The organism is Nocardia sp. NPDC003482, assembly GCF_053588115.1.
This window is the reverse complement of record NZ_JBSFPI010000002.1, coordinates 388,807-411,468: the sequence shown is the minus strand read 5'-3', so window position 1 is coordinate 411,468 and position 22,662 is coordinate 388,807. Positions and strand designations below refer to the sequence as shown.

Below are 22,662 nucleotides of genomic sequence, written 5' to 3'. Positions count from 1 at the left end.
TCATGCCGCTCGGACGTGCTGTAACCCCCACTCCTGCGCCAACAACCGATGCGAATTCAACCGATCCTCATGGTCATAAGTAACACTGGTGATCACCAATTCGTCTGCCCCCGTGAGCTGTTGGAGAGAACGCAGCCGCGCCGCCACGCTCGCGGGTGTTCCGACGAACTGGGTCGTGGTGCGGTCTCGGACCAGGCGTTCCTGTTGGTCGGTCAGGGGTGGGGCCGTGTCGGGGTCCAGGTAGTCGGCGGCGCCGGCGCCGCTACGGATGCTGTAGACCCAGTGGCCGTAGGTGGAGGCGAGGTGTTTGGCCTTGGGTTCGTCTTCGGCTACGACTACGTCTGCGGAGACGACGAGGTAGGGGTGGGGGTGGTGGTCGGTGGGGTGGAAGGAGTCGCGGTAGGCGGCGACGGTTTCCAGGATGGTGCCGGGGGAGACGTGGTAGTTGGCGGCGAAGGGGAGGCCCAGGCGGCCGGCCAGTTGGGCGCTTTCGCCGCCGCTGCTGCCGAACAGCCACAACTCGACGTCGGCGCCCTCGCCGGGGACGGCGTGCAGGGGGACGCCGTCGGAGCCGCGGTAGGTGCCCGCGAGGAGGTCGCGGATCTGGCCGACCTGTTCGGTGTAGTCGAGGGATTGGGCGCCGGGGAGTTGCAGGGCCTCGAAGGTGGCGGCGAGGCGGGAGGTGTCGAGGACCTGGCCGGGGGAGAAGGGCGGCGGGATGACGACGCCGTCGCGAACCTCGGTGGGGCGCTGCGGGATCGGGACCGGTTTGGTTCCGGCCGCGCGGAACTGGGCGAGGCGGTGGGCGGAGCGGCCGAGGCCGAGGTCCAGGCGCCCGGGGTACAGCGCGTCGATGGTGCCGAACGCCTCGACGACCGAGGCCGAGGTGTGCTGACCCAGCTGCACCGCGGCCGAACCCACCCGGATCGTCTTCGTGGCCGCGGCGACCAGACCGATCAGGGTCGTCGTCGCGGAACTGGCGACACGGACGAAATGATGCTCGGCCAACCAGAAGCGCCGATACCCCCACGCCTCCGCGTGCTGTGCCAGATCGATCGTATTGCGCAGCGCCTGCTGCGGCGTCGAACCCGCGCTGACGGGCGACAGATCCAGAATCGAGAGTGGGACGGTCATCGGGTCACCTCCGAACGCGGGTCGCGCTCACCGGCTTCCACCGCGATCGACAGCCGGTTCTCGGCGGGTGCGACGGGGCAGGTGGCGAAGGCGGTGAACGCGCAGGGCAGATTCTGGGCGCGGTTGAAGTCCAGCCGCACCCCGCCGTCGGCGTCGGGCACGCCGACGGAAAGGACGCGCGCGCCGGGATAGGTGGTCACGCCGCTGGTGGCGTCGGTGAACAGCACCCGCAGCCCGGCCTCGGGGTCACCGAAGGCGACGAGCCGATGCTCGTCCCCGTCGAGGCTGAAGGCGATGGTCCCGGCGGCCGGATGATGATGTTCCAGCCCCGCCACCACGGCTCCCGTGGTCACGGTGCGCACGGCCGCGTAGGGCGCGAACGTCCCCCGCACCACCCATCGCGAATCCGGTTCGTACGCAGGGATTCCCGTGAGCGCCGCCAGCGTGGGCGCGGCCGGATCGTGCACCCGCAGCGCGAACAACCCGGTCCGCCGGATCACCTCCACCGCCCGCTCCCCCACCCGCACGAGCAATCCGGGCGCGCCCTCACCGGGCGTGAGTTCCGTTGTCCCGGACAATGTTTCACCATCCAGGACGAGACCGTCCGCGGCTTCCGCGGTGACGACGACCGTGTCCCCGGATCCCCGCCAGCGCCCCGGCAATCCGTCCACCACCTCGTCCCGCTCCCCCAGCCAGTGCAGTCCGGTCAGGCTCAGCCAGCCCAGCGGTTCGCGCGCCCACGCCTCCCGCTCGGCGTGCCAGGCCCGCCACTGCTGTTCGAATTCGGTGGTCACAGCCGTCATGACGCCCGTACTCCTTCACTGCTCCGATGGGGGTGACGCAGGCCCAGGTGTTCGCGCAGGGTCGCGCCGGTGTACTCGGTCCGGAAGCTGCCCAGTTCCTGCAACTCCGGGACGACCTTGTCGACGAATTCGTCGAGACCGTGCGGGGTGATGTGCGGAACCAGGACGAAACCGTCGGCCGCGTCGCTCTGCACATAGCGGTCGATCTCCGCCGCCACCGCGGCGGGCGTGCCGACGAACTGCTGCCGGGCGGTCACCTCGATGATGAGCTCGCGGATGCTGAGCTTCTCCGCCTCGGCCCGCGCCCGCCACGCGTCGGCCACCGCGCGCGGATCCTTGGCGTGCCGGACCCGGCCACGGGTGATGTTCACATTGTCGACCGGATCCACCTCGGGCAGCGGGCCGTCCGGGTCGTAGCCGGAAAGGTTACGGCCCCAGACCTGTTCGAGGAAGGCGATCGCGGTCTGCGGGCCGACCTGCTGCAACCGGATGTGCCGGGCCCGCTCCTCGGCGTCGGCCGGGCTGTCGCCGAGCACGAAGGTGGCGGCGGGCAGGATCTTCAGATCGTCGCGGGCGCGACCGTATTTCGCGAGCCGGGACTTCACATCGGTGTAGAAACGCTGCCCGTCCTCGAGTTCGCCGTGGCGGCTGAAGATCGCGTCGGCCTTGGCGGCGGCGAACTCCCGGCCCTCGTCGGAATCACCGGCCTGGATCTGCACGGGATAGCCCTGCGGGCTGCGCGGCAGCACGAACGGGCCCTCGATGTCGAACTGCGAGCTGGTGAACCGGACCGTCGGCGCGGGCGCCGCGAACACCCCGCGCTCCCGATCGACCACCAGCGCGTCCGGCCGCCAGCTGTCCCACAGCGCCCGCGTCGCGTCGACGATCTCCGCCGCGCGGCGGTAGCGGTCGGCGTGGTCGAGATAGCCGCCGCGCCGGAAGTTCTCGCCGGTGAACGCGTCCGAGGAGGTGACCGCGTTCCAGGCCGCGCGCCCGCCGGACAGGTGATCCAGCGTCGCGAACTGCTTGGCCAGCTCGAACGGCTCGTTGAAGGTGGTGTTGATCGTCCCCGCCAGACCGAGATGATCCGTGACCCCGGCGAGCGCGTTGAGCACCGTGAAGGTGTCGGGCCGCCCCACCACGTCCAGATCGTGGATCCGCCCCCGGTGTTCGCGCAGCCGCAGCCCCTCGGCGAGGAAGAAGAAGTCGAACAGCGCGCGCTCGGCGGACCGCGCCAGATGCGCGAAGGACTCGAACTCGATCTGACTGCCCGAGTCCGGATCGCTCCAGACCGTGGTGTTGTTGACGCCCGGGAAGTGGGCGGCGAGGTGAATCTGCTTGCGTACCTTGTCGTTCGGCATATCCGTCCTCAGGCGGTGAGCGCGTAGCGGTTGATCGGACGCGGCAGGCCGAGCCGGTCGCGCAGGGTCGGGGCCACCGCCGGGAGCCGGGTCACGAACGCGGCCACGGCCAGCGGCCGCAGCACCACGCCGTCGCCCGCGCACTCGGTCCGGACCTCGGCCAGCAGCGCCCGCAGGGAAGCGGGAGTCCCGATGTGCCGCAACGTGTTCGACGCGGTGGGCGTCCACGCCTCGAGCCGGTCGAGGTCGGCGGCGGCCGCCTCCGGCGTCTCGGCGAGGTGCACGTCGAGGTCGAGCAACACCCGCACCAGGTTCGGATCGCGTCCGGCGGCGGCGATCGCGCCGCGCAGTTCCCCGCGGACGCGCGCGGCCTCGTCCAGATCCGTCGCGGCGACGCGGATCAGGTCGGCGCGGTGGACCGCGACCCGGGTGCTGTGCGCGTCCGCGGCGCGCACCGCCACCAGCGGCTGCCCCTGCGGCGGGCGCGGCGTGATCGACGGGCCCTTCACCGAGAAGTTGTCGCCCGCGAAGTCGATGTAGTGCAGCTTGTCCCGATCGATGAACCGCCCGGTGGTCTCGTCGCGGATCTCCGCGTCGTCCTCCCAGCTGTCCCACAGCCGGGTCACCACCTCCACGACCTCGTCGGCCTCGTGCCACCGCGACGGCGCGTCCTGTTCACCCTTGCGGCCGAACAGCCCGGCCTGCCCGGCCGAGACGCCGACCTCCCAGCCCGCCCGGCCGTGGGTGGCGAAGTCCAGGCTCGCGATGGCCTTGGACACGTGGAACGGTTCGGTGTGGGTGACGGGTACCTCGGGAATCAACCCGATCCGATGCGTCGCCGCGGCCGCCCGCGCGGCGATCCCGACCGCCTCGAGCCGCCCCACCGCGCCCTCGACCTGCAATGCGAACGAATCGGGCAGGAAGACCAGATCCAGCCCCGCCGCGTCGGCCGCGGTGATCGCGTCGAGCCAGTACTCGGCGGTGAACAACTCCTCGGCCCGCGAGTCGGCGCGCCGCCAGGACGCGGGATGCGTTCCGGTGCCGGGCAATTCGATGCCGAGCAGCGGGGGATTCGGCTGCGACATTCAGGCCGTCCTTTCGATGGCGTTCGCGGTCCGGGTGGCCCCCGGGATCGCCGACAGCAGTTCGCGGGTGTAGTCGTGGCCGGGCCGGTGGAACAGGTCGGTGGTCGTGGCGGTCTCGACGACGCGGCCGCCGTGCATCACCGCCACCCGGTGCGCGATGCGCCGGACCACGGCCAGATCGTGGGTGATGAACAGATAGGCCAGCCCCAGTTCGGTCTGGAGCCGCTCGAGCAGGTCGAGGATCTGCGCCTGCACCGACACGTCCAGCGCCGACACCGGCTCGTCGAGCACCACCAGATCCGGATGCAGGGCCAGCGCGCGGGCGATGGCGACGCGCTGGCGCTGCCCGCCCGACAGTTCGGCCGGGTGGCGGCGGCCGTACTCCGCGGGCAGCGCGACCTGATCGAGCAGCTCGGCGACGCGGGCGCGGCGCTCGGCCCGGTCGCCGACGCCGAACGCGCCCAACGGTTCCGCGACGATCTGCTCGACGGTGAGCTTGGGATTCAGTGCGGCATAAGGGTTCTGGTACACGATCTGGATCCGGCGGCGCAGTTCGCGCAGCCGCTCGCCGCGCAGCCGCCCGATATCGTGGCCGTCGAAGGTGATCGTGCCCGCGTCCGCGCGCTCGAGCCGCGCCAGGATGCGGGCGGTGGTGGTCTTACCCGACCCGGATTCACCGACCAGCGCCAGCGTCTCCCCGCGATCGACGTGCAGCGATACGTCGTCGACGGCGGTGACGGTGGCGGGGCGGCCGATCCGGAAGGTCCGATGCAGGCCCGTCGCCGACAGCAACGGGGCGTCGGCGGGCGGGCGCGGGGGCCGCAGCGCGGTGTCCAGGCTCGGCGCGGCGTCCAGCAGCCGCCGGGTGTAGGCGTGCCGTGGGTCGCCGAGAATCGTTGCGGTGTCGCCGGTTTCGACGATCTCGCCCTGTTTCAGCACCACGATCCGGTCGGCGCGATCGGCCGCCACGCCCAGATCGTGGGTGATGAGCAGCACGGCGGTTCCGGCCTCGGCGGCGCGGGCGGCCAGATGGTCGAGGATGCGGCGCTGCACGGTGACGTCGAGCGCGCTGGTCGGCTCGTCGGCGATGATCAACTCGGGACGGCAGGCCAGCGCGATGCCGATGAGCACCCGCTGCCGCTGTCCGCCGGACAGGTCCTGGGGATACTGCCGGGCCCGCAGCTCCGGGCGGTCCAGCCCGGCCTCGTCCAGGATGGCCACCGCCTGCGCCCACGCGGTGCGGCGGGTGGCGCGGCCGTGCACCCGCAGCGCCTCGCCGACCTGATCGCCGATGCGCAGTACCGGATTCAGCGAGGTGCCGGGATCCTGCGGCACGAAACCGATACGCGCGCCGCGGATTCGGCGCAGCGCGCGTTCGGGGGCGTCGTCGAGCCGTTCGCCCGCGAAGTCGACGCGGCCGCCGGTGATCGCGCCGCCGTGCAGCAGTCCGATGACGGCGTGCGCGAGAGTGGACTTGCCCGAACCGGATTCGCCGACCAGCGCGACGGTCTCCCCCGGCGCGACCTCGAGCGAGACGCCGCGCACGGCGACCGTGGCGGGATATTCGACCCGCAGATCCGTGATCCGCAGCAGCGGTTCGGTGCCCCGCGCGGTCATCGGGCGCCGTCCTGTCCGAGGGCGCGGGCGATGCGCTGGGCGGCGAGCACCACCGCCACGATCACCAGACCCGGCAATGTGGTCATCCACCACGCGGTGGCGAGGTAGTTGCGGCCCTCGGAGATCAGCGAACCCCATTCCGGCGTCGGCGGCACCGCGCCGTACCCGAGGAAGCTCAGCGACGAGACCGCCAGCACCGCGACCCCGAACTCCACCGCCGCCAGCGCGGCCACGGGCGCGTAGGCGTTGCGCAGGATGTGCCGGGCCAGCACCGTCGGCCAGCGCACGCCCGCGGCGAAGGCCGCCTCCACATACGGCGCGCGCCGCACCCGCAGCACCTCCGCGCGCATCACCCGCGCGAACCGCGCGATCAGCGCGACCCCCACCGCGACGGCGACATTGCGGGTGCCGAAGCCGAGCACGGTCACCAGGGCCAGCGCGGTCAGCAGCTCCGGAATCGACAGCAGCACATCGACGATCCGCATGGTCACCGAATCGACCACGCCGCCCAGCGAACCCGCGACCAGGCCGATGAGCGATCCGACCACCAGACCCAGCAGCACCGCGGCCACGGTCGCGGTCAGCGACAGCGCCGCCGCGTGCACGACCCGGGTGTAGAGGTCGCGGCCGAGGTTGTCGGTGCCGAACCAGTGCCGCGCGCTGGGCCCGCGCAACTTCTCCGCGGGCACCCCGACCAGCGGATCGCGGCCCGCGAACAGCGACGGCACCACCGCCCAGCCGGTCACCAGGATCAGCAGCAGCACCGCCGAGCCCAGAAAGATGTTGTCCCGCAGCGTCTTTCCGACACTCGACCACGCGGGGACGCCGAGCGGGGTGACGTCGGCGGGGGAAGCCGCGGCCGCGTCCGTCATCTGTTCGCCTCCGATCCGGTGACCCGCACGACCCTCGGATCGAGCAGGGGAAGAACGAGGTCCACGGCGAGATTCACCAGCACGAAGGCCACCGCGGTGAGCACGACGATGCCCTGCACGACGGGAATGTCCTGGTTGAGCACCGCGGTCTGGGTCAGCCGACCGATGCCCGCGCGCGAGAACACGGTCTCGACGACCACCGATCCGGCCAGCACCGTGCCGACCCACACCCCGGCGATGGTCAGCGCGGGCGCGACCGCCGGGCGCAGCACGTGCCGCAGCTGAATCCACCGGCGCGAGGCGCCTTTGGCGAAGGCCACCTCCACGAACGGCTGCCGCCACGTCTGTGCGAGCCCGCTGTAGAGCACCTGCGCGATCACCGCCCCCACCGGAATCGCGAGCGTCACCGCGGGCAGCACGACGCCCTTCAGCCCCGCCCCGCCGAAGGCCGGGAACAGCCGCAACCGGAACGAGAACAGTTGCAGCAGCAGCAAACCGACCCAGAACGTGGGCGCGGCCGCGCCGATCGGCGGCAGCGATGTCAAAAGCCCGCGCAGCCAAGCCCTTCGGGTGTAGGAGGCGGCGAGGGCGAGCGCGCCGCCGACCACCACCGCCAGGGCCAGCGTCAGCGCGGCCAGCGCGAGCGTGGACGGCAGCGCCTCCGCGATCGCCCCGGTGACGGTCTGGCCGGTGGTCAGCGACCGGCCCAGATCGCCGCGCAGCGCGTGCGTGAGCGCGGTCCAATACTGTTGCCACAGCGGCTGATCCAGCCCGTAGCGCGCCCGCATCTCGGCGATCGCGGCCGGATCGACGGGGGTGCCGGGCGTGGCCCCGGCCGCCAGTTCCACCGGGTCGCCGGGCAGCAGGTACAGCACCGCGAACGAGCCGGTGAACGCCGCCCACAGCACGGCCACGGCCTGCGCCACGCGGACGATCAGATAGCGGGCCATCGGATCACCGTCCCCGCAACCAGGCATCGTGGAACTGCAACCGGCCCGACGCCTCGAACTTCAGATCCACCACGGTGCTCGCGGCGCCGATCGCCTGGGACAGCTCGACCGTGGGAATCCACAGCCCCTCGTCGAGCACCAGCCGCTGCGCCTGTCCGATCAGCTGGGCGCGTGCGGCGGGATCGGTGGCGGCGAGTTCGTCGGTGAGCACCTGGTCCAGTCGCGGAATCGGGCCGCGCCGGTTGAGGTTTCGCTGGTCCACCCCGAAGGTGGTGCGCAGGATGTCGCCGTCGGCGCGGGTGGTGTTGTAGTAGGTGACGTCGAAATCGCCGCTGTTCTGGCGAGCGGTCGCCTCGTTGCCGGACACCAGTTCCAGCCGCAGCTCGATGCCGACCGCGCGCACCTGCTGCTGCACCAGTTCGAGAATGGCCTGGTTCCCGGCGAACACCGCGCTGAACAGCACCCCGAACGACAGCCGCTGCCCGTCCTTGACGCGAATGCCGTCGGGACCCGGCGCCCAGCCCGCCGCGTCGAGGGCGCGGCGCGCGGCCTCGGGGTCGTGGCGCAGCTGATCCGACAGGTCGGCATAGCCGGGGGTGGAGCTGGCGAGGGTGCTGGTGCCGGGCTTGAACTGCGGACCGAGGACGGTGTCGACCAGTTCCTTGCGGTCGATCGCGGTGCGCAGCGCCGCGCGCACCGCCGGATCGCGCAGCGGCCCGCGAGTCACATTGGGCTGCAACCCGAACGGGATGCCCGGATTCGCGAAGGTGAGGACCTTCCCGCCCGCCGCCTCGATCTGCGGGGCGTCCTGCGGCAGCGCGTCGCTCACGGCCTCGAGCTGTCCCGAGGACAGGCTGCCGGTGCGCACGCCCGATTCCGGGATGACGGTGAACACGATGCGATCCAGATACGCCTCGCCCTTGTTCGCGAAAACCGCCGAGCCCCAATGGTATCCGGCCCGCTTCACCAGGGTCGCCGAGGCGCCCTGCTTGTATTCGGCGTAGGTGAACGGCCCGCTGCCGATATTCGTGCCGAGGCAGCGTTCGTCGGCCGACTTCGCGGTGTCGGCGTCGGCGAGAATGCCCAGCTGCGGGGTCGAGACCGCCTGCAGGAACTGGGCGTTCGGCGCGGCGAAGTCGACGCGCGCGGTCTGCGGGTCCACGACCGTGGTGCCGGTGTATCCGGCCAGATAGCTGGCCCCCAGCGGCGCCTTGACCCCGCCGAGGCGCACGATCGCGTCGAAGTTCTTGCGCACCGAGTCGGCGGTCAGCGGGGTGCCGTCGCTGAAGGTGACGCCCTCGCGCAGATGGAAGGTGAAGCTGCGCGCGTCGGGCCCCACGGTCCAGGAGTCGGCGAGCCACGGCACGATCTTGCCGGTGGCGGGATCCTGATCGACCAGCGAGTCGACGATCTGGCGGGCCACGTAGATGGTCTGATTGGTCCCCGCCTGCGCGGGATCGGAGCAGGTCGGCGCCTGGGACAGGCCGTAGCGCAGGGTGCCACCGGGCCGCGGCGGACCGGCGTCGTCGCCTCCGGCGGAGTCGGCGCCACACGCGGCCAGCGAGACGGTCGCGGCCAGAGCGCCGAGCAGGGCCAGGGGTCGTTTCATCGGGTGGATCCTTCGGTGAGATGTCGCCGCGCGCCCAGCGGGCGGCTCGGGATGCGGCGGCGCAGTTCGGGCGCGACCTCGGCCTGGAACAGCTCGAGGCTCTCGCGGTGCTGTTTGTCGGTGAACCCGTCGCCGTCGGCGGACAGGTGGATCACCTCGTGGCCGAGCCGCTCGTGATAGCGCTCGACCTTGTCGAGCACCTGCTGCGGGCTGCCGATGAGCGCGGAACTGCGCTCGACGAAGTCCTCGACGGTGTCGAAGACGATGGGCTGGTTGTGCTTTCGCGCGATCTCGAGCCGCGCCCGGAAGATCGGCTCGTACGCGCGCACCGCGTCCTGCGAGTCACGGGCCACATGGAATCCGGCGGTGCCCGCGCCCACCAGCGCCGCGGCCGGATCGTGACCGTGCGCGGCCCAGCGCTCGCGGTAGTGGTCGATCAGCTCGGCGTACGGCTCGATCGGGTAGGTGACGTTGGCCGAGAACACCGGATCACCGTGCGCCGCGGCGTATTCCATCGATTCGCGGCTGGTCGCGCTGCCGTGCCAGATGCGCAGCCGCGGCTGCAACGGCCGCGGCAGCGCCTTGGCCGCGGTCAGCGACGGGCGGAACCGACCGCTCCAGGTGACCGAATCGTTCGCCCACAGCAGCCGGAACAGGTCGTAGCCCTCGCGGTTGCGATCCCACTGATCCTCGGTGGTGACATGGAACAGCTGCGCCTGCGCGGCCCCGTTGCCCTTGCCGATGATCAGCTCGAGCCGCCCGCCCGACAGATTGTCCAGGGTCGAGTAGTCCTCGAAGGCGCGCACCGGATCCAGCAGGCTCAGCGTGGTCACGCCGGTGAACAGCGCCAGCGACGAGGTGACCGCCGCGATGTGGCTGAGCACCACCGGCGGCGACGACGAGATGAACGGATCCTCGTGCCGCTCACCGACGGCGAAGCCGTCATAGCCGAGTTCCTCGGCGAGCCGGGCGCTTTCGACCACCCGGCCCAGCCGCCGCGCGGGCGTCTCGACCGCGCCGGTGACCGGATCGGGCCGGTGGGTGATGAGAGTCAGCAACAGGAATTTCACGCGCGGTGTCCTTCGAACTCGGCGGGGCCGCTAGAGCACATGGGCGAGGAAGGCTCGGGTGCGGGCGTGGGTGGGGTTGTCCAGCACCTGGGCGGGCGGACCCTGTTCCACGATCCGGCCCGCGTCCATCAGCACCACGGTGTCGGCGACCTCGCGGGCGAAGCCAATCTCGTGGGTGACGATGACCAGGGTGGCCCCGTCCCGGGCGAGGTCGCGGATGACGTCGAGCACCTCGCCGACCAGTTCGGGATCCAGCGCCGAGGTGGGTTCGTCGAACAGCACGACCTGCGGGCGCAGGGCCAGCGCCCGCGCGATGGCCACGCGCTGCTGCTGGCCGCCGGACAGCCGCCGCGGATACTCCCGGGCCTTGTCCGCCAGCCCGACCCGGTCGAGCAGTTCCAGCGCCTCGGCCTCGACCTCGGACCGGCGCCGCCGCTGCGTCGAAACCGGCGCCAGCGCAACGTTTTCCAGCACCGTCAGATGCGGGAACAGATTGAAGTTCTGGAACACGAAGCCGATGCGCGCCCGCTGCCGCAGGATCTCGCGCTCGCTCAGCTCGTGCAGTTTCGCGCCCTTGCGGCGGTAGCCGACCATCTCCCCGGCCACCCGCACCGTGCCCGCGTCGACCTTCTCGAGGTGATTGACCACCCGCAGCAGCGTCGACTTCCCCGAACCCGACGGGCCCAGGATCGCCGTCACCTCGCCGGGCCGCACCGCGAGATCGATCCCGCGCAGCACCTCCTCGGACCCGAAACGTTTACGCACGCCGCGTAATTCGACCGTGTACTCGCTCACCGGCGTTCCCCCGTGATCTCGGTGATCTTGGCGCGCACCCGCTGCCACGGCGTGCGCGGCAGCTCGCGTTGGCTGCCCTTGGCGAAGTGGCGCTCGATGTAGTACTGCGCGACGCTCAGCACGCTGGTGAGCACGATGTACCAGACCGTCGCCACCATCAGCAGCGGCACCACCCGGCCGTTGCGGCCGTAGACGACCTGCACCTGGTAGAACAGCTCCGCGATGGCCATCACCGACACGATCGAGGTGCCCTTGAACAGGCTGATCACCTCGTTGGCCGCGTTGGGCAGGATGCCGCGCATGGCCTGCGGGGCGACGATGGTGAAGAACTGCCGCCGCCACGGCAGGCCCAGCGATTTGGCCGCCTCCAGCTGGCCCGGATCCACGGAAATGATTCCGGCGCGGATGATTTCGGCCGAGTAGGCCGCCTGGTGCAACGCCAGCCCGATCACGGCGGCGGTGAATCCGCTGAGGACGCCGTTGACGTCGAAGCTGAAGAACGCCGGGCCGAACGGGATCCCGATCGACATCCGCTTGTACAGATAGGCGATGTTGAACCAGAACAACAGCTGCACGATCAGCGGGATGGAACGGAACGCCCACACGTACACCCACGCGATGACCTGCAGCACAGGGATTTTCGACAGCCGCGCCACGGCCAGCCAGATGCCGAGCAGGAAGCCGAACAGCGTGCCCCAGAAGGTGAGCTCCACGGTCAGCCGCAGCGCCGCGAGCACCGACGGCGCGGTGAAGTAGCGGGCGAACGTGGACCAGTCCCAACCGGGATTGGTGATCAGCCCGTGCGCGAACTGGGCGACCAGCACCAGCGCGACCGCGCCCACCAGCCAGCGCCAGGGGTGTCGCGTGCGCACGACCGGCAGGGCGTCCTCGGTGGTGTCGGGGACGGAGTCGACAGCGGCCACTGTGGTCATGGGAATCGCGATCCTCCATCGGTCCTGGCGGTAGCACCCGCACCCGGCTCCCGGGGGGTTGCTGCGGTCTCGTCGAGCCAGGTCTCTCAACCGCTCTGGATGGGTGGATTCGAAATTAACGGACGAACGCGGTGGGTGTCTGCCGTCCCGATCAGCGTGAGTCGAACTGTTGGCAGCGCTCGCTGTGTACAACAATGTTCGTAATAGCTAGGGTGTGGAAAACTGTGTGGTTCCACATCGTCCAGGGGAGTTCATGAGGGATCTGACCGATCGGAAATGCCTCGTCACGGGGGCGGCCAGCGGCATCGGCCGGGCCACGGCCGTGGCCGCCGCGCGGGCGGGCGCGCGCGTGCTGCTCACCGACATCGCCGCCGACGGCCTCGCCGAGACGGTCGAGCTGATCCGCGCCTCCGGCGGCGAGGTCCTCGACGCCCACCCGATGGACATCACCGACCACGCGGCCGTCTCGGCCTGGGCGGACCGGGTGCACGCCGAGCACGGCAGCCTCGACGTGGTCATGAACATCGCGGGCATCTCCGCCTGGGGCACGGTGGAGAACCTCGAACACCGGCACTGGCGGTCCATGGTCGAGGTGAATCTGATGGGGCCCATCCACATCATCGAGGCGTTCGTGCCGCCGATGGTGCGCGCCGGGCGGGGCGGGCATCTGGTGAACGTGTCCTCGGCGGCGGGCCTGCTCGCACTGCCCTGGCACGCGGCCTACAGCGCGGCCAAATTCGGGCTGCGCGGGATCTCGGAGGTGCTGCGCTTCGATCTGGAACGGCACGACATCGGGGTGAGCCTGGTCGTGCCGGGCGCGGTGCGCACCCCGCTGGTCGAGACCGTGCAGATCGTGGGCGTCGCGCCGGACGATCCGCGAATCGCCAAGTTGCGCAACGCCTTCGTGGGCCGGGCGGCGACGCCGGAACAGGTGGCCGACCGGATCCTCGCCGGAATCCGGCACAACCGCTTCCTGGTGCACACCTCCCCCGACATCCGGATCGCGTACTGGTTCGCCCGCAAGTGGGCGTGGCCCTACGAACGGGTCATGCGCGCGGCGAACGACCGCTTCGCGCGACTACTTCCGGCCGCGCCTCAGCGCGAGGACACGCAGACCACGAATCGCCGCTGGCTGTAGACCACGCCGCGATCCGACGCCGAGCAGGTGTTCACGTCCGCGGTGCCCTGCTTGACGCCCACCACGCGCACCCGGCCGGGCGCGGCGCAGTCCACCGGATGCGGGGTCCCGGTCAGATCCATGCAGCCGCCGACCACCCAGTTGACGTCCAGGCACAGGCTGTCGTGATCGCCGCCGGGCAGCGCGCGCGGGAACGTCCGATCGGCGTCGGCCGGGCACTGCGCGTTGCCCGCGGCCCGATCCGCGACGCGATACCCGGAACCCGCTGCGCACGAGGTCTTCTCGACGGTGTTCTCACCGAGCGTGACGCAATCGCCCACGGCCACATCCAAACCCGGGAGGCCCTGCTCGGCGCCCTTGTTGAGGACCAGCGGCGCGGCGGGCGGCGCGGGCTCGGTGACATCCGGGCTCGGCGCCGCGCCGGTGGCGCTCGGGACGGGCGCGAACGACGCCGCGGCGCGCGGATTCGCCGTGCGCTCAGCGGGTTTGCCGCTCATCGACAGGGCCACGGCGCCCAGGGCCGCCAGCATCAGCGCGCCGCCGAGGACGAAACCGCCCAGCTTCAAACCGGCCTGAACCCGTCGCCGTGCCACACCCACGTCCTTTCCCCGAACGAGGAAATGCTTACACCACCCGGCACCGCCCAGTCGAGTTGTGAACGGATTGATTTTCTCCTCGCATAACCAGCGTTCCGGGTGGGTAACCGTGTGTGCGCATCGGGCTCGATGCAGCTGGAGCGAAAGGAACGACTGGATGAGGTTCGGCACGTACGCCGTCAGCACTATCCCGACCATCGCCGCACTCGGAATCTGCGCGGGGACGGTTCACGCCGAGCCGCCGGCTCGCGAAATCGCCGCCACCGGAACCGAATCCGGGATCGCCTACCATACCGTCCTGACCGAGGCGTCGCGGGTGTCGACCACGACGGTGAGCGGCGGGCGCTTCGAGGTCACCGATGATCGGGTCGTCCTGCGCGACGATACGGGCGCGGTGCGCGCCGAGGTACCGCTCAGCTATCGGATGTCGAACACCACCGTCCATGTGGCCCAGCGGGTTTCCGAGGACGGGCACGAACTCCGGCTCGAGCCGCGGGCGACGCCGCAGGAGATCGGCGAGATGCAGCCGGTGGACTCGATGGCGCGGCTCACCGATCAGATCAATCGCAACGTGGTCGGGCTGGTCGTCGGCGGCGTGCTGGGCGGGCTGCTCGGAACCGTTCTCGGACTGGGCTTCTTCAGTCTGATCACCGGGCCGATCGGGCTGGTCGTGGGCGCGATCGCGGGGGCGTACGCCACCGGCGGACAGCCGTTCGCGGACGCGGTCACGGCCGTGCTGAACGGGCAGCCCTGAAAATGAACGCTTGCGGGCCGGTCGGATTCGTGGCTCAATCCGTGGGGGCGGTATCGCGCCCGGACGTACCGACCTGGGGGCCTGCGAATGACCAGGGAATCGCACCGATGGGTGCGGACCGCTGATGCGGACATGGTCGAATTGCGGGATCTGGTGTCGGGCCGCGCGGTACGGATCGGGCGGCCCGACGTCGAGGATCTGCCCGGCGGCTTCCTGATCGAGGTCGAGTCGCTGGTGTTCCGCTGGGTGAATCTGGACACCCACGACGAGGCCGAGGAGGAACTCGGGACGCGCCGCGAGCCGCTGCACACGCTGCGCGCGCTGAGTTGGCTGTGCGCGCTGTGGGCGGTGGTGTGCGAGACGCGGCTGGGCAAACCCGCCGACGACATCATCCGCGATCTGGACTACCGCGGCGGCTGGCGGCGGATCCGCGGCCCCGAGGAGGCCCGCGTCTGGTCGGGCCTCACCCAGCGGGTGCGGATCGGGGCGCTGGCCGCGCTCACCGAGGATCCGCGCGCGGCGGCGGACTATCGCCGGGCCTGCACCGAACCACCCGATGTGGCCCCGATGCTGATCCGGCACACGCTGATTCACCTGGACGGGTTCAGCCAGGACATGGGCCGCCACGACATCGAGGCGCGCGGGCTGGCCGCGGCGGTGGTCGAGCACACCAGCCCGAGCGCGGGCAGGCGACGACGGTTGTGCTTCCGGCCGTCGCACCCGCTGTGAGTCAGAGCGAGGCCGGGCCGATCACGCTGCCGATCCAGTCCAGGTTCACCCACGACCAGCGGCCGGAGCCGGATTCGGCCGAGTCGCGCCAGTTCTCGGCCCAGCGCCGCAGATCCTCGGCGAGAACCGCACGCGCCGAGGGTGTTTCACGCCGCTCCATGCACGGCCCCCTCCGGATGCAGCCGCCGGAACCGGCTGCCGTGGAAGACCAGGGGGTCCACATCGGCGCGGGTGGCCAGGCGCTGGATGCGCAGGATGACGACCTGATGGTCACCCGCGGGCACCTGGGTCTCCACGCTGCCCTCGATCCAGGCCGACGCGCCGCCCACGAACAGGGCGTGCCCGTTGCCGCGATGCAGCTCCAATCCCGAGAACCGGTCGCCCACCCGCGAACTCAGCGATCGGGCCGCGCCCTCCTGGTCCAGCCCGAGCAGGCTCAGGCCCAGATGGCTGGCCGCGGTCAGGCGCGGCCAGGTGGTCGAGCTGTTCTGCACGCAGAACGACACCAGCGGCGGATCCAGCGACACCGGCACGAAGGTGCTCACCGCCAATCCGTGTGCGGTGCCGTCGATTTCGGCGCACACCGCGACCACGCCGCTGGGGAACGCCGCGAACGCGCGGCGCAGACCGGCGCCGTCGGCGGGGATCTCGGTCAGCTCGGACATGTTCCACTCCGATCTCAGATGACGCCGTGCAGCGGCGGCGGCGTGCCGTGCAGGACCGCGCGGCCGATGTGCTGGAACTTCCAGCGCACCGGATCGTGCAGGGTGTGCGTGCGCGCGTTGCGCCAGAAATGGTCGAGATTGAGATCCGCTGCCGCGCTGCGGGTTCCGCTCACCTCGAACACAGCCGCGGACACCTCGGTGGCCGCGCGGTCGGCGACGATCTTGGCCGAGGCGACCGCCAGGGAGGCCGCCGCGACCTGGCCGGGATCGCGCACGGCCCGGTCCACGGCGTGCCCGGCCGCGGCGAGGGTGGCCTCGGCGGTCGTCACCGACACCGACAGCTCGCCGAAGCGCTGGATCAGCAGGGGATCGTCGACGGCCCGGTCCACACCCGCCTCGAACCAGGGACGGCTGTGGGTCCGGACGAAATCCGTTGCGGCGGTGAGCGCTCCGCGCGCGATGCCGGCGTCGATGGCCGCGTGCAGGAGCTGCGCGAAGGAGCCGTAGGCGGTGGGGGCGCGCACCGCGCCGGACCGCTCGACGAGCTGATCGCCGGAGACGATCACCCCGTCGAACCGCACGGTGCCGCTGCCGGTGGTGCGCTGGCCCAGCGCGTTCCAGTCGTCGACGATCTCGACGCCGGGGGTGTCGGCGGGCAGATAGGCGATGTACTCACCCGGTGGCAGTCCGCTACGGCCGTCCTGGTCGTCGAGGCGGGTGAGCACGGCCAGCAGGTCCGCGAACAGCGAACCGGTGCAATAGAACTTCTCGCCGTCGACGCGGAACCGGTTGTCCCCGAGCGGGGTCAGCGTGGTCCGCACCTCGGCGACGGTCGCGCCGCCGCGCTCGGACTGCGCGTTGGCGATGCGCGCGCCGTCGAGCACGCGCGGGAAATACCGCTGCCGCTGGCCGCGAGATCCGGCCAGCCGCAACAGGTTCAGGTACACGAAATGGCTGTGCGGGATCTGAGCGATGTTCGGATCGGCGGTCGCGAGGACGCGCACCACCTCGGCCACCGCGCCGGGCGCGAGATCGGCCCCGCCGAACTCGGCCGGAACGGTGACGGCCAGCAGTCCGCTGGCCGCCAACCGCTCCACCTCGCGAAAAGGCAATCGGCGCACCCGATCCCGCTCGGCGGCGTCGGCGGAGAACTCCGATGCCAACCGGGCGGCCACTTCGCGGGCCTGCTCGGCGGAGGTGATGCGGTCCGCCGCGACGGCGGTCATCGTCCCGCCACCGCCGCCACCGGTTCGCGCTGCGCCTCGAGCTCGCGCACCAGCGGCAACACCCGCTCGCCGAAGTATTCGATCTCCTCCTGGAAGTGCAGGAAACCGCCCAGGATCAGGTCCACGCCGCGATCGCGGTAGGCCACGATGCGCTCGGCGATCTGTTCCGGGGTGCCGATCAGCTGGGTCCGGAAACCGTCGTTGTACTGCACCAGATCCTCGAACGAGGAGTCGGCCCACATGCCCTTGCCGTCGCGGGTGGACGGACCGGCCTGCTGCACCGCGTCGCGGAAGCCCTCGACCGCGGGCTTGTCGGCCTTGGCGATGATCTCGCGCAGGGTGTCGTGGGCCTCCTTCTCGGTGTCGCGGGCGATGATGAACCCGTTGAGCCCGAACTTGACCTCGCGGTTCCGCTCGCGGGCCGCCGCGCGGACGTCGCGGAGCTGCTCGTCGACGCCGTCGAAGTCCTTGCCGTTGGAGAAGTACCAGTCGGCGTAGTGGCCGCCGTTGCGGCGGGCGGCGGAGGAGTTACCGCCCTGGAACAGTTCGGGATTGGGCCGCTCGGGGGTGTTGAGCGGCTTGGGCTTCAGGGTGAAGTCCCGGATCCGGTAGAAGTCACCGGCGAAGTTCACCTCGTCCTCGGTCCAGATCTTGCGGATCACCTCGAGGAATTCCGCGCTGCGCCGGTAGCGCTCGTCGTGTTCGAGCCACGGCTCACCCAGCGCCCGGAACTCCCCGGCGAACCAGCCCGACACCACATTGATGGCGAACCGGCCGTTGGACAGGTGGTCGGCGGTCGCGCCGAACTTGGCCAGCACCGCGGGATGCCACAGGCCGGGGTGCACGGCCGCGATCACCTTCAGCCGCTCGGTCGCGCCGAGCAGCGCGAGGCTGAACGAGGTGGACTCGTGCTGGAACTCCGCGCCGTAGGAGGCGGTGTAGCGGACCTGGGACAGCGCGTAGTCGAAGCCGTTGTTCTCCGCGGTCTGGGCGAGCTTCTTGTTGTACTCGAAATCCCAGCTCGTGCGCTGTTCGATGGTGCTGGTGACCAGGCCGCCACTGACATTGGGCACCCAGTAGGCGAACTTGATCTGGTCGGCGATTTTCTCGGTCGTCATCCCTTGCTCCGTTCGAGGCCGCGCCCGGTGCGTGTTCTCACTTCAGCAGCACACCGGGCGCGGCACGAGGGTTTGAATCGTCGCGATCGCAGGGCTCAGGCCGAGGCGACCGCGCTGCCGAAGCGGGAGCGTTCGAACCGGCCCGCGGGCTGGAATCGGCCCAGCAGCTCGTTCGCGTCCTGCCCGGTGATCTCGGTGATGTAGGCGGCGGCGTCGGCCACCGAGCGGATGTCGAGGAACGGCTGCGGCCGGTGCAGCAGCGACACCAACGCCGAGGCGAACCGCCGATCGACCGCGGCGGTGGCGAAGAACTGGTTGCCAATATCGCCGAATTCGGGGTCGCTCAGGAACAATCGGGTCGCCTTGGCCGCGGCGTCCGCGCGGAAGGCGAGGAATTCGGCGTACCGGGCGCCCAGCCAGTCGGCGTCGAACGCGCCCTCGTGGGCCGCCGCCGCGGCGACGAGCCGCTGGACCTGGACCAGGCCGCTCTGCGCGCCCTGTCCGGCGATCGGGTCGTAGGCGATGGCGGTGTCGCCGATCGCGGCCACCGGATGTCCGCTCGCGGTCGTGCCGACGCCGTGCCGCACCACCGGGCGCACCGCGCCCTTCAGCCAGGAGTGCGGATCCTCCGAAATGGTCCGGGTGGCAAGGACTTCGGGCAGATCCCAGTCGATGTAGTCGCGGTAGAGCTGTTGCACGATCCGATGCGCGGACTCGGCGGAGTCGGCGGCGGCGAAGCGGGTGTCCCAGTCGGTGCCGGGCCGCGCCCAGCCGAGGAACGCCCACGTCGGCCCGGCGTCCTTGTGCAGGTAGGGCCCCCACCACGCCTCGCCCTGCTCGGCGAAGATGGAGAAGCCGCTGTGCGCCCCGCCCTGCGCGCTGCGGTGCGCGAAAACCTCTGGGCCGTAACCCAATCCGGTCACGGTGACGGTGAGCAGCTTGCGCTGGGGGGAGTCGTAGACGGTGCGCTCGGTGTCGATCGCGAACAGGTCGGACAGCCCGCCGCGCCCGGTGGCGACCAGCGTCAGATCGTGCGCGCCCGCGATGCCGTCCAGCTTCGCCGGGTCGACGGCCTCGACCACGAACCGGCCGCCGCGCTCCTGGAACGCGGTCAGCCGCTCGTCGGCCTTGAGGCGGGTGTCGACCGCGATGCCGACGAAACCGTCGAAATCGCCGTCGAAGCCGATCAATTCGGCGTTCTCCGGTCCGGCGATCCGCACGCTCAGGCCGGTGTGGTTGGGCGCGCGGTCGGCGTAGGTGTCCAGCCCGAGCGCGGCCTCGGCGGCCTGGGCCTCGCCGAAGCCGAGCGCGGTGCCGGTGGCGGGCACGTCGTCGCGCAGGGCGCGCTGATCGCGATCGCTGTAGAGGGTCACCTGGAACCCCGCGTCGAGCAGTCCGAGGGCGGCCGTGACTCCGGTCTGTCCGGCTCCCACGACGGCGGCGGTACGAGTCGAATTATCGTGCGTCATAACCGAAATGGTCCTTCCGATGCGGTGCTGGCCCGAGTGTTGGAATCACGGAGAATTGATCGGCGAATTGTCAGGACGCGGGCACGACGGAATTCGGACGAGCGACCGAATCCGGCAATACCGTCGAATCCGGCCCGCCCGGTCGGTATCTCGCGCCCCGATGGTTGTCCGGCAGCCGGTCACCCTTCCCGAACAGGGCATTGCGCAGCGTGCCGGGGGTGTGTTCGGCCGGATACGCACCGCGTTCGGTCAGCACCGGAATCACGTGTTTCACAATGTCTTCGAAACTGCCCGGCGTGATGGCGTAGGCGAGATTGAAACCGTCGACGTCGGTTTCGTCCACCCATTCCTGCAAGGTGTCGGCGACGGTCGCGCCGGAACCGACGAAAACCGGTCCGAGACCGCCGATTCCGCCCCACCGGGCGATATCGCGCACGGTCCATTCGCGGCCGTCGTCGTCGAATTCCTGGAAGGCCGCCACGGCCGAGCGGATGGCGTTGCTCTGCACATCGCCGATCGGGTCGTCGAGGTCGTAGCGCGACAGGTCGATGCCCATCCAGCCGGACATGAACACCAGCGCGCCCTCGGGGCTGGCGTAGGACAGATACTCCTCGTGCTTGCGCCGGGCGGCCTCGTCGGTGGCGTCGGTGACGATCGTGGCGAGGGTGTAGACGCGGGCGTCGTAGCGGCCCCGGCCCGCGCGCTCGAGTTCGTCGCGGATGCGCGAGACCGTCTGGGCCAGCACGCGTTTCGACGGCGCGCCGACGAAGATGGCCTCGGCGTTCTCGGCGGCGAACCGGGTGCCGCGCGGGGACGCCCCGGCCTGGTAGATCACCGGGGTGCGCTGCGGCGACGGTTCGTGCAGGTGGATGCCGGGGACGGTGTAGTGGGTGCCGCGGTGGCCGATGTGGTGCACCTTCGCCGGGTCGACGTAGACGCCGCGTTCGGCGTCGCGGACCACGGCGTCGTCCTCCCAGGAGCCCTCCCACAGTTTGTAGAGCACCTCGAGGTATTCGTCGGCCTGGTCGTAGCGCTCGTCGTGGTCGAGTTGGTCGGCCGCGCCGAAATTGCGTGCGGCCGAGGGCAGATAGCCGGTGACGACGTTCCAGCCGATGCGGCCGTTCGTCAGGTGGTCCAGCGTGGACAGCCGCCGCGCGAACGGATAGGGATGTTCGAAGCCGGTGCCGGTGGTGATGCCGAAGCCGAGGTGGGTGGTGGCCGCGGCCATCGCGGTCACCAGCAGCAGCGGATCGGCGACCGGGATCTGTGCGCCCTGGCGCAGCGCGGCGATGTCGTTGCCGCCGTAGACGTCGTAGGTGCCGAGCACGTCGGCGATGAAGATGCCGTCGAAACGCCCGCGCTCCAACAGTTTCGCCAGCTCGGTCCAGTAGCTCAGTTCCTTGTAGCGGTGCGACTGGTCGTCGGGGTGCCGCCACAGGCCCGGGGACTGGTGGGCGACGCAGTTCATGTCGAAGGCGTTGAACCGGATGCGCCGCGTCATCGCGCCACCTGCGGCTTCCGCTGGCCCGCGCTCCACGCGAACGGGAGCTCCGCGCCGTTGAGCAGGTGATCGCCGATGGCCCTGGCCTTCTGGATGGCCGGGTTGTGGACGGAGATGGTGCGGGCGTTGCGCCAATGCCGGTCCAGGCGCAGGCGTTCGGCGACGATGGACGCGCCGCCGAGTTCGAACAGCTGGGTGGTGGCGGCGAGCACGGTATCGATCACCGACAGCTGCGCCTGGGCGGCCGCGAGTTCGACCGCGTTCAGGCCCTTTTCGTCGGTGGCCCCCGCGGCCAGCACCTCGTCGAGCACGTCGGCGACGGCCAGCACGGTCGCGCGGGCGGAGAACGTCGCCGCGGACAGGCGGCCGATCACCTGTTGCACCAGCGGATCCTCGCGCGGCAGATCGGCGGCGGAGTGGGTGTAGCCGCGGGTGCGGGCCGAAACCCACTCGCGCGCATCGCGTTCGGCGCGCTGGGCGATGCCGGCGAGGACCGCGAGCTGGACCAGCTGGAGGTAGCCGGTGGCGTAGGTGGCCCCGGGCGCGCCGTAACCCGGGCCGAGGATACGGTCCTCGGGCACCCGGACGTCGGTGAATTCCGTTGTGCCGCTTGCTGTCAGGCGCTGGCCGAAGCCGTCCCAGTCGTCGTGCTGGCGCACCCCCGGCGCGTCGGCGTCGACCAGCACGCCGACCCGCTCCCCGTCCCGGTCGGCGGCGGCGAGGATGTGATCGGCGTAGAGCGATCCGGTGCTGTAGTACTTGGTGCCGTTGAGGACCCAGCCCTCGCCGTCGCGGGTGAGCCGGGTCCGATACCGGTCGACCGCGCCCACCCCCGGTTCGGTGATGGCGTTGCCGACCAGCGTGCCCCCCGCCACCGCCCGCAGCCAGTGCTCGCGCCGCTCCCCCGGCTCGGCGAGCAACTGGTCCTCCACGAAGGAGAAGTGCACCCGCAGTGCCTGCGGCAGATTCGACTCGGCCGCCGCGAGATCGATGAGCAGCCGGAACAGCTGCCGCACGCTCGCCCCGTAGCCGCCGAATTCGACGGGCACCCGCAGCGCCCCGAACCTCACCTCCCGCAACCACCCGACCTCCTCGTAGGGCAGGCGGCGATCGATCTCACGCTCGACCGCACCCGCGGCGATGCGATCGAAAACGGGCACGAAAACGGCATCGAGGTCCGCGTCGGAGACGGGCCGTACGGTGGTGGAGGTCATACCCGACGATGGCTCGCGAGGGCC

At 70.8% G+C, this 22,662-nt stretch carries 22 protein-coding genes and 1 riboswitch; of the genes, 3 read left to right on the top strand and 19 right to left on the bottom strand.

What is annotated here, in order from left to right; all coding sequences use genetic code 11:
• From ACWDSJ_RS05085 to ACWDSJ_RS05035, 11 genes are read right to left on the bottom strand one after another with little or no spacing between them, the layout of a single operon-like run.
• Positions 1-1,134, bottom strand: coding sequence for an LLM class flavin-dependent oxidoreductase (locus ACWDSJ_RS05085; protein ID WP_450029290.1), 1,134 nt, complete (start codon positions 1,132-1,134; stop codon positions 1-3).
• Positions 1,131-1,937 (bottom strand): DUF1684 domain-containing protein, encoded by an 807-nt coding sequence (locus ACWDSJ_RS05080; RefSeq protein WP_450029289.1) that lies wholly within the window; start codon positions 1,935-1,937, stop codon positions 1,131-1,133. The genes ACWDSJ_RS05085 and ACWDSJ_RS05080 overlap by 4 nt, the downstream gene beginning before the upstream one ends.
• Positions 1,934-3,298 carry an NtaA/DmoA family FMN-dependent monooxygenase gene (locus ACWDSJ_RS05075; protein ID WP_450029288.1) on the bottom strand — a complete coding sequence of 455 codons (1,365 nt, stop codon included), beginning with the start codon at positions 3,296-3,298 and terminating at the stop codon, positions 1,934-1,936. The genes ACWDSJ_RS05080 and ACWDSJ_RS05075 overlap by 4 nt, the downstream gene beginning before the upstream one ends.
• Before the next feature lie 8 nt (positions 3,299-3,306).
• The gene (locus tag ACWDSJ_RS05070) at positions 3,307-4,383 is read right to left on the bottom strand and encodes an LLM class flavin-dependent oxidoreductase (protein ID WP_450029287.1); all 1,077 of its coding nucleotides are present in this window, start codon (positions 4,381-4,383) and stop codon (positions 3,307-3,309) included.
• Positions 4,384-6,000 carry a dipeptide ABC transporter ATP-binding protein gene (locus ACWDSJ_RS05065; protein ID WP_450029286.1) on the bottom strand — a complete coding sequence of 539 codons (1,617 nt, stop codon included), beginning with the start codon at positions 5,998-6,000 and terminating at the stop codon, positions 4,384-4,386.
• A complete protein-coding gene (locus ACWDSJ_RS05060) occupies positions 5,997-6,872 on the bottom strand; it encodes an ABC transporter permease (RefSeq protein WP_450029285.1) in 876 nt (291 codons plus the stop codon). The genes ACWDSJ_RS05065 and ACWDSJ_RS05060 overlap by 4 nt, the downstream gene beginning before the upstream one ends.
• On the bottom strand, positions 6,869-7,822 hold the full coding sequence (locus tag ACWDSJ_RS05055; protein WP_450029284.1) for an ABC transporter permease: 954 nt from the start codon (positions 7,820-7,822) through the stop codon (positions 6,869-6,871). The genes ACWDSJ_RS05060 and ACWDSJ_RS05055 overlap by 4 nt, the downstream gene beginning before the upstream one ends.
• 4 nt (positions 7,823-7,826) lie before the next feature.
• Entirely contained in the window at positions 7,827-9,431 is a 1,605-nt protein-coding gene (locus tag ACWDSJ_RS05050; protein ID WP_450029283.1) for an ABC transporter substrate-binding protein, read from the bottom strand.
• Positions 9,428-10,501 (bottom strand): LLM class flavin-dependent oxidoreductase, encoded by a 1,074-nt coding sequence (locus ACWDSJ_RS05045; protein WP_450029282.1) that lies wholly within the window; start codon positions 10,499-10,501, stop codon positions 9,428-9,430. Before ACWDSJ_RS05045 ends, ACWDSJ_RS05050 begins: the two co-directional genes overlap by 4 nt.
• 30 nt (positions 10,502-10,531) lie before the next feature.
• Positions 10,532-11,296, bottom strand: coding sequence for an amino acid ABC transporter ATP-binding protein (locus ACWDSJ_RS05040; RefSeq protein WP_450029281.1), 765 nt, complete (start codon positions 11,294-11,296; stop codon positions 10,532-10,534).
• Positions 11,293-12,228, bottom strand: a complete 936-nt coding sequence (locus ACWDSJ_RS05035; RefSeq protein WP_450029280.1) for an amino acid ABC transporter permease — start codon at positions 12,226-12,228, stop codon at positions 11,293-11,295. The genes ACWDSJ_RS05040 and ACWDSJ_RS05035 overlap by 4 nt, the downstream gene beginning before the upstream one ends.
• Positions 12,229-12,240: 12 nt before the next feature.
• Positions 12,241-12,334: riboswitch (SAM riboswitch) on the bottom strand.
• 147 nt (positions 12,335-12,481) lie between these two features.
• Here ACWDSJ_RS05035 and ACWDSJ_RS05030 point away from each other — a divergent pair.
• Positions 12,482-13,366, top strand: a complete 885-nt coding sequence (locus tag ACWDSJ_RS05030) for an SDR family oxidoreductase (protein ID WP_387358915.1) — start codon at positions 12,482-12,484, stop codon at positions 13,364-13,366.
• Here ACWDSJ_RS05030 and ACWDSJ_RS05025 read toward each other — a convergent pair.
• On the bottom strand, positions 13,324-13,959 hold the full coding sequence (locus tag ACWDSJ_RS05025) for an LppU/SCO3897 family protein (protein ID WP_387358913.1): 636 nt from the start codon (positions 13,957-13,959) through the stop codon (positions 13,324-13,326). The two genes, ACWDSJ_RS05030 and ACWDSJ_RS05025, sit on opposite strands and share 43 nt — an antisense overlap.
• 160 nt (positions 13,960-14,119) lie before the next feature.
• On the opposite strand from ACWDSJ_RS05025, the gene ACWDSJ_RS05020 reads away from it, so the two are divergent.
• The gene (locus tag ACWDSJ_RS05020) at positions 14,120-14,716 is read left to right on the top strand and encodes a hypothetical protein (RefSeq protein ID WP_450029279.1); all 597 of its coding nucleotides are present in this window, start codon (positions 14,120-14,122) and stop codon (positions 14,714-14,716) included.
• A gap of 111 nt (positions 14,717-14,827) precedes the next feature.
• Positions 14,828-15,445, top strand: a complete 618-nt coding sequence (locus ACWDSJ_RS05015; protein WP_450029278.1) for a hypothetical protein — start codon at positions 14,828-14,830, stop codon at positions 15,443-15,445.
• 1 nt (position 15,446) lies between these two features.
• On the opposite strand, the gene ACWDSJ_RS05010 is transcribed toward ACWDSJ_RS05015, so the two are convergent.
• The 7 genes from ACWDSJ_RS05010 to ACWDSJ_RS04980 form a co-directional block, all read right to left on the bottom strand.
• Positions 15,447-15,605 (bottom strand): hypothetical protein, encoded by a 159-nt coding sequence (locus ACWDSJ_RS05010; RefSeq protein WP_387358908.1) that lies wholly within the window; start codon positions 15,603-15,605, stop codon positions 15,447-15,449.
• Positions 15,592-16,110 (bottom strand): flavin reductase family protein, encoded by a 519-nt coding sequence (locus ACWDSJ_RS05005; RefSeq protein WP_450029277.1) that lies wholly within the window; start codon positions 16,108-16,110, stop codon positions 15,592-15,594. Before ACWDSJ_RS05005 ends, ACWDSJ_RS05010 begins: the two co-directional genes overlap by 14 nt.
• 14 nt (positions 16,111-16,124) lie before the next feature.
• Positions 16,125-17,336, bottom strand: a complete 1,212-nt coding sequence (locus tag ACWDSJ_RS05000; RefSeq protein ID WP_450029276.1) for an SfnB family sulfur acquisition oxidoreductase — start codon at positions 17,334-17,336, stop codon at positions 16,125-16,127.
• Positions 17,333-18,454 carry a dimethylsulfone monooxygenase SfnG gene (gene sfnG, locus ACWDSJ_RS04995; protein WP_387358904.1) on the bottom strand — a complete coding sequence of 374 codons (1,122 nt, stop codon included), beginning with the start codon at positions 18,452-18,454 and terminating at the stop codon, positions 17,333-17,335. The genes ACWDSJ_RS05000 and sfnG overlap by 4 nt, the downstream gene beginning before the upstream one ends.
• Positions 18,455-18,549: 95 nt before the next feature.
• Positions 18,550-19,923 carry a styrene monooxygenase/indole monooxygenase family protein gene (locus ACWDSJ_RS04990; protein ID WP_450029275.1) on the bottom strand — a complete coding sequence of 458 codons (1,374 nt, stop codon included), beginning with the start codon at positions 19,921-19,923 and terminating at the stop codon, positions 18,550-18,552.
• A 70-nt stretch (positions 19,924-19,993) separates the two neighbouring features.
• A complete protein-coding gene (locus ACWDSJ_RS04985) occupies positions 19,994-21,424 on the bottom strand; it encodes an LLM class flavin-dependent oxidoreductase (protein WP_450029274.1) in 1,431 nt (476 codons plus the stop codon).
• Positions 21,421-22,638 (bottom strand): acyl-CoA dehydrogenase family protein, encoded by a 1,218-nt coding sequence (locus ACWDSJ_RS04980; protein WP_450029273.1) that lies wholly within the window; start codon positions 22,636-22,638, stop codon positions 21,421-21,423. The genes ACWDSJ_RS04985 and ACWDSJ_RS04980 overlap by 4 nt, the downstream gene beginning before the upstream one ends.
• Positions 22,639-22,662 lie beyond the last annotated feature (24 nt).

Bases quoted from the DNA above. Each gene is read 5' to 3' on its own strand.
- ACWDSJ_RS05070 (WP_450029287.1), bottom strand. From the start codon at position 4,383: ATGTCGCAGCCGAATCCCCCGCTGCTCGGCATCGAATTGCCCGGCACC.
- ACWDSJ_RS05000 (WP_450029276.1), bottom strand. From the start codon at position 17,336: ATGACCGCCGTCGCGGCGGACCGCATCACCTCCGCCGAGCAGGCCCGC.
- ACWDSJ_RS05030 (WP_387358915.1), top strand. From the start codon at position 12,482: ATGAGGGATCTGACCGATCGGAAATGCCTCGTCACGGGGGCGGCCAGC.
- ACWDSJ_RS05065 (WP_450029286.1), bottom strand. From the start codon at position 6,000: ATGACCGCGCGGGGCACCGAACCGCTGCTGCGGATCACGGATCTGCGG.
- ACWDSJ_RS04985 (WP_450029274.1), bottom strand. From the start codon at position 21,424: ATGACGCGGCGCATCCGGTTCAACGCCTTCGACATGAACTGCGTCGCC.
- ACWDSJ_RS05010 (WP_387358908.1), bottom strand. From the start codon at position 15,605: ATGGAGCGGCGTGAAACACCCTCGGCGCGTGCGGTTCTCGCCGAGGAT.
- ACWDSJ_RS05020 (WP_450029279.1), top strand. From the start codon at position 14,120: ATGAGGTTCGGCACGTACGCCGTCAGCACTATCCCGACCATCGCCGCA.
- ACWDSJ_RS05050 (WP_450029283.1), bottom strand. From the start codon at position 9,431: ATGAAACGACCCCTGGCCCTGCTCGGCGCTCTGGCCGCGACCGTCTCG.
- ACWDSJ_RS05035 (WP_450029280.1), bottom strand. From the start codon at position 12,228: ATGACCACAGTGGCCGCTGTCGACTCCGTCCCCGACACCACCGAGGAC.
- ACWDSJ_RS05080 (WP_450029289.1), bottom strand. From the start codon at position 1,937: ATGACGGCTGTGACCACCGAATTCGAACAGCAGTGGCGGGCCTGGCAC.
- ACWDSJ_RS05005 (WP_450029277.1), bottom strand. From the start codon at position 16,110: ATGTCCGAGCTGACCGAGATCCCCGCCGACGGCGCCGGTCTGCGCCGC.
- ACWDSJ_RS04980 (WP_450029273.1), bottom strand. From the start codon at position 22,638: ATGACCTCCACCACCGTACGGCCCGTCTCCGACGCGGACCTCGATGCC.
- ACWDSJ_RS05060 (WP_450029285.1), bottom strand. From the start codon at position 6,872: ATGACGGACGCGGCCGCGGCTTCCCCCGCCGACGTCACCCCGCTCGGC.
- ACWDSJ_RS04990 (WP_450029275.1), bottom strand. From the start codon at position 19,923: ATGACGCACGATAATTCGACTCGTACCGCCGCCGTCGTGGGAGCCGGA.
- ACWDSJ_RS05075 (WP_450029288.1), bottom strand. From the start codon at position 3,298: ATGCCGAACGACAAGGTACGCAAGCAGATTCACCTCGCCGCCCACTTC.
- ACWDSJ_RS05085 (WP_450029290.1), bottom strand. From the start codon at position 1,134: ATGACCGTCCCACTCTCGATTCTGGATCTGTCGCCCGTCAGCGCGGGT.
- ACWDSJ_RS05055 (WP_450029284.1), bottom strand. From the start codon at position 7,822: ATGGCCCGCTATCTGATCGTCCGCGTGGCGCAGGCCGTGGCCGTGCTG.
- sfnG (WP_387358904.1), bottom strand. From the start codon at position 18,454: ATGACGACCGAGAAAATCGCCGACCAGATCAAGTTCGCCTACTGGGTG.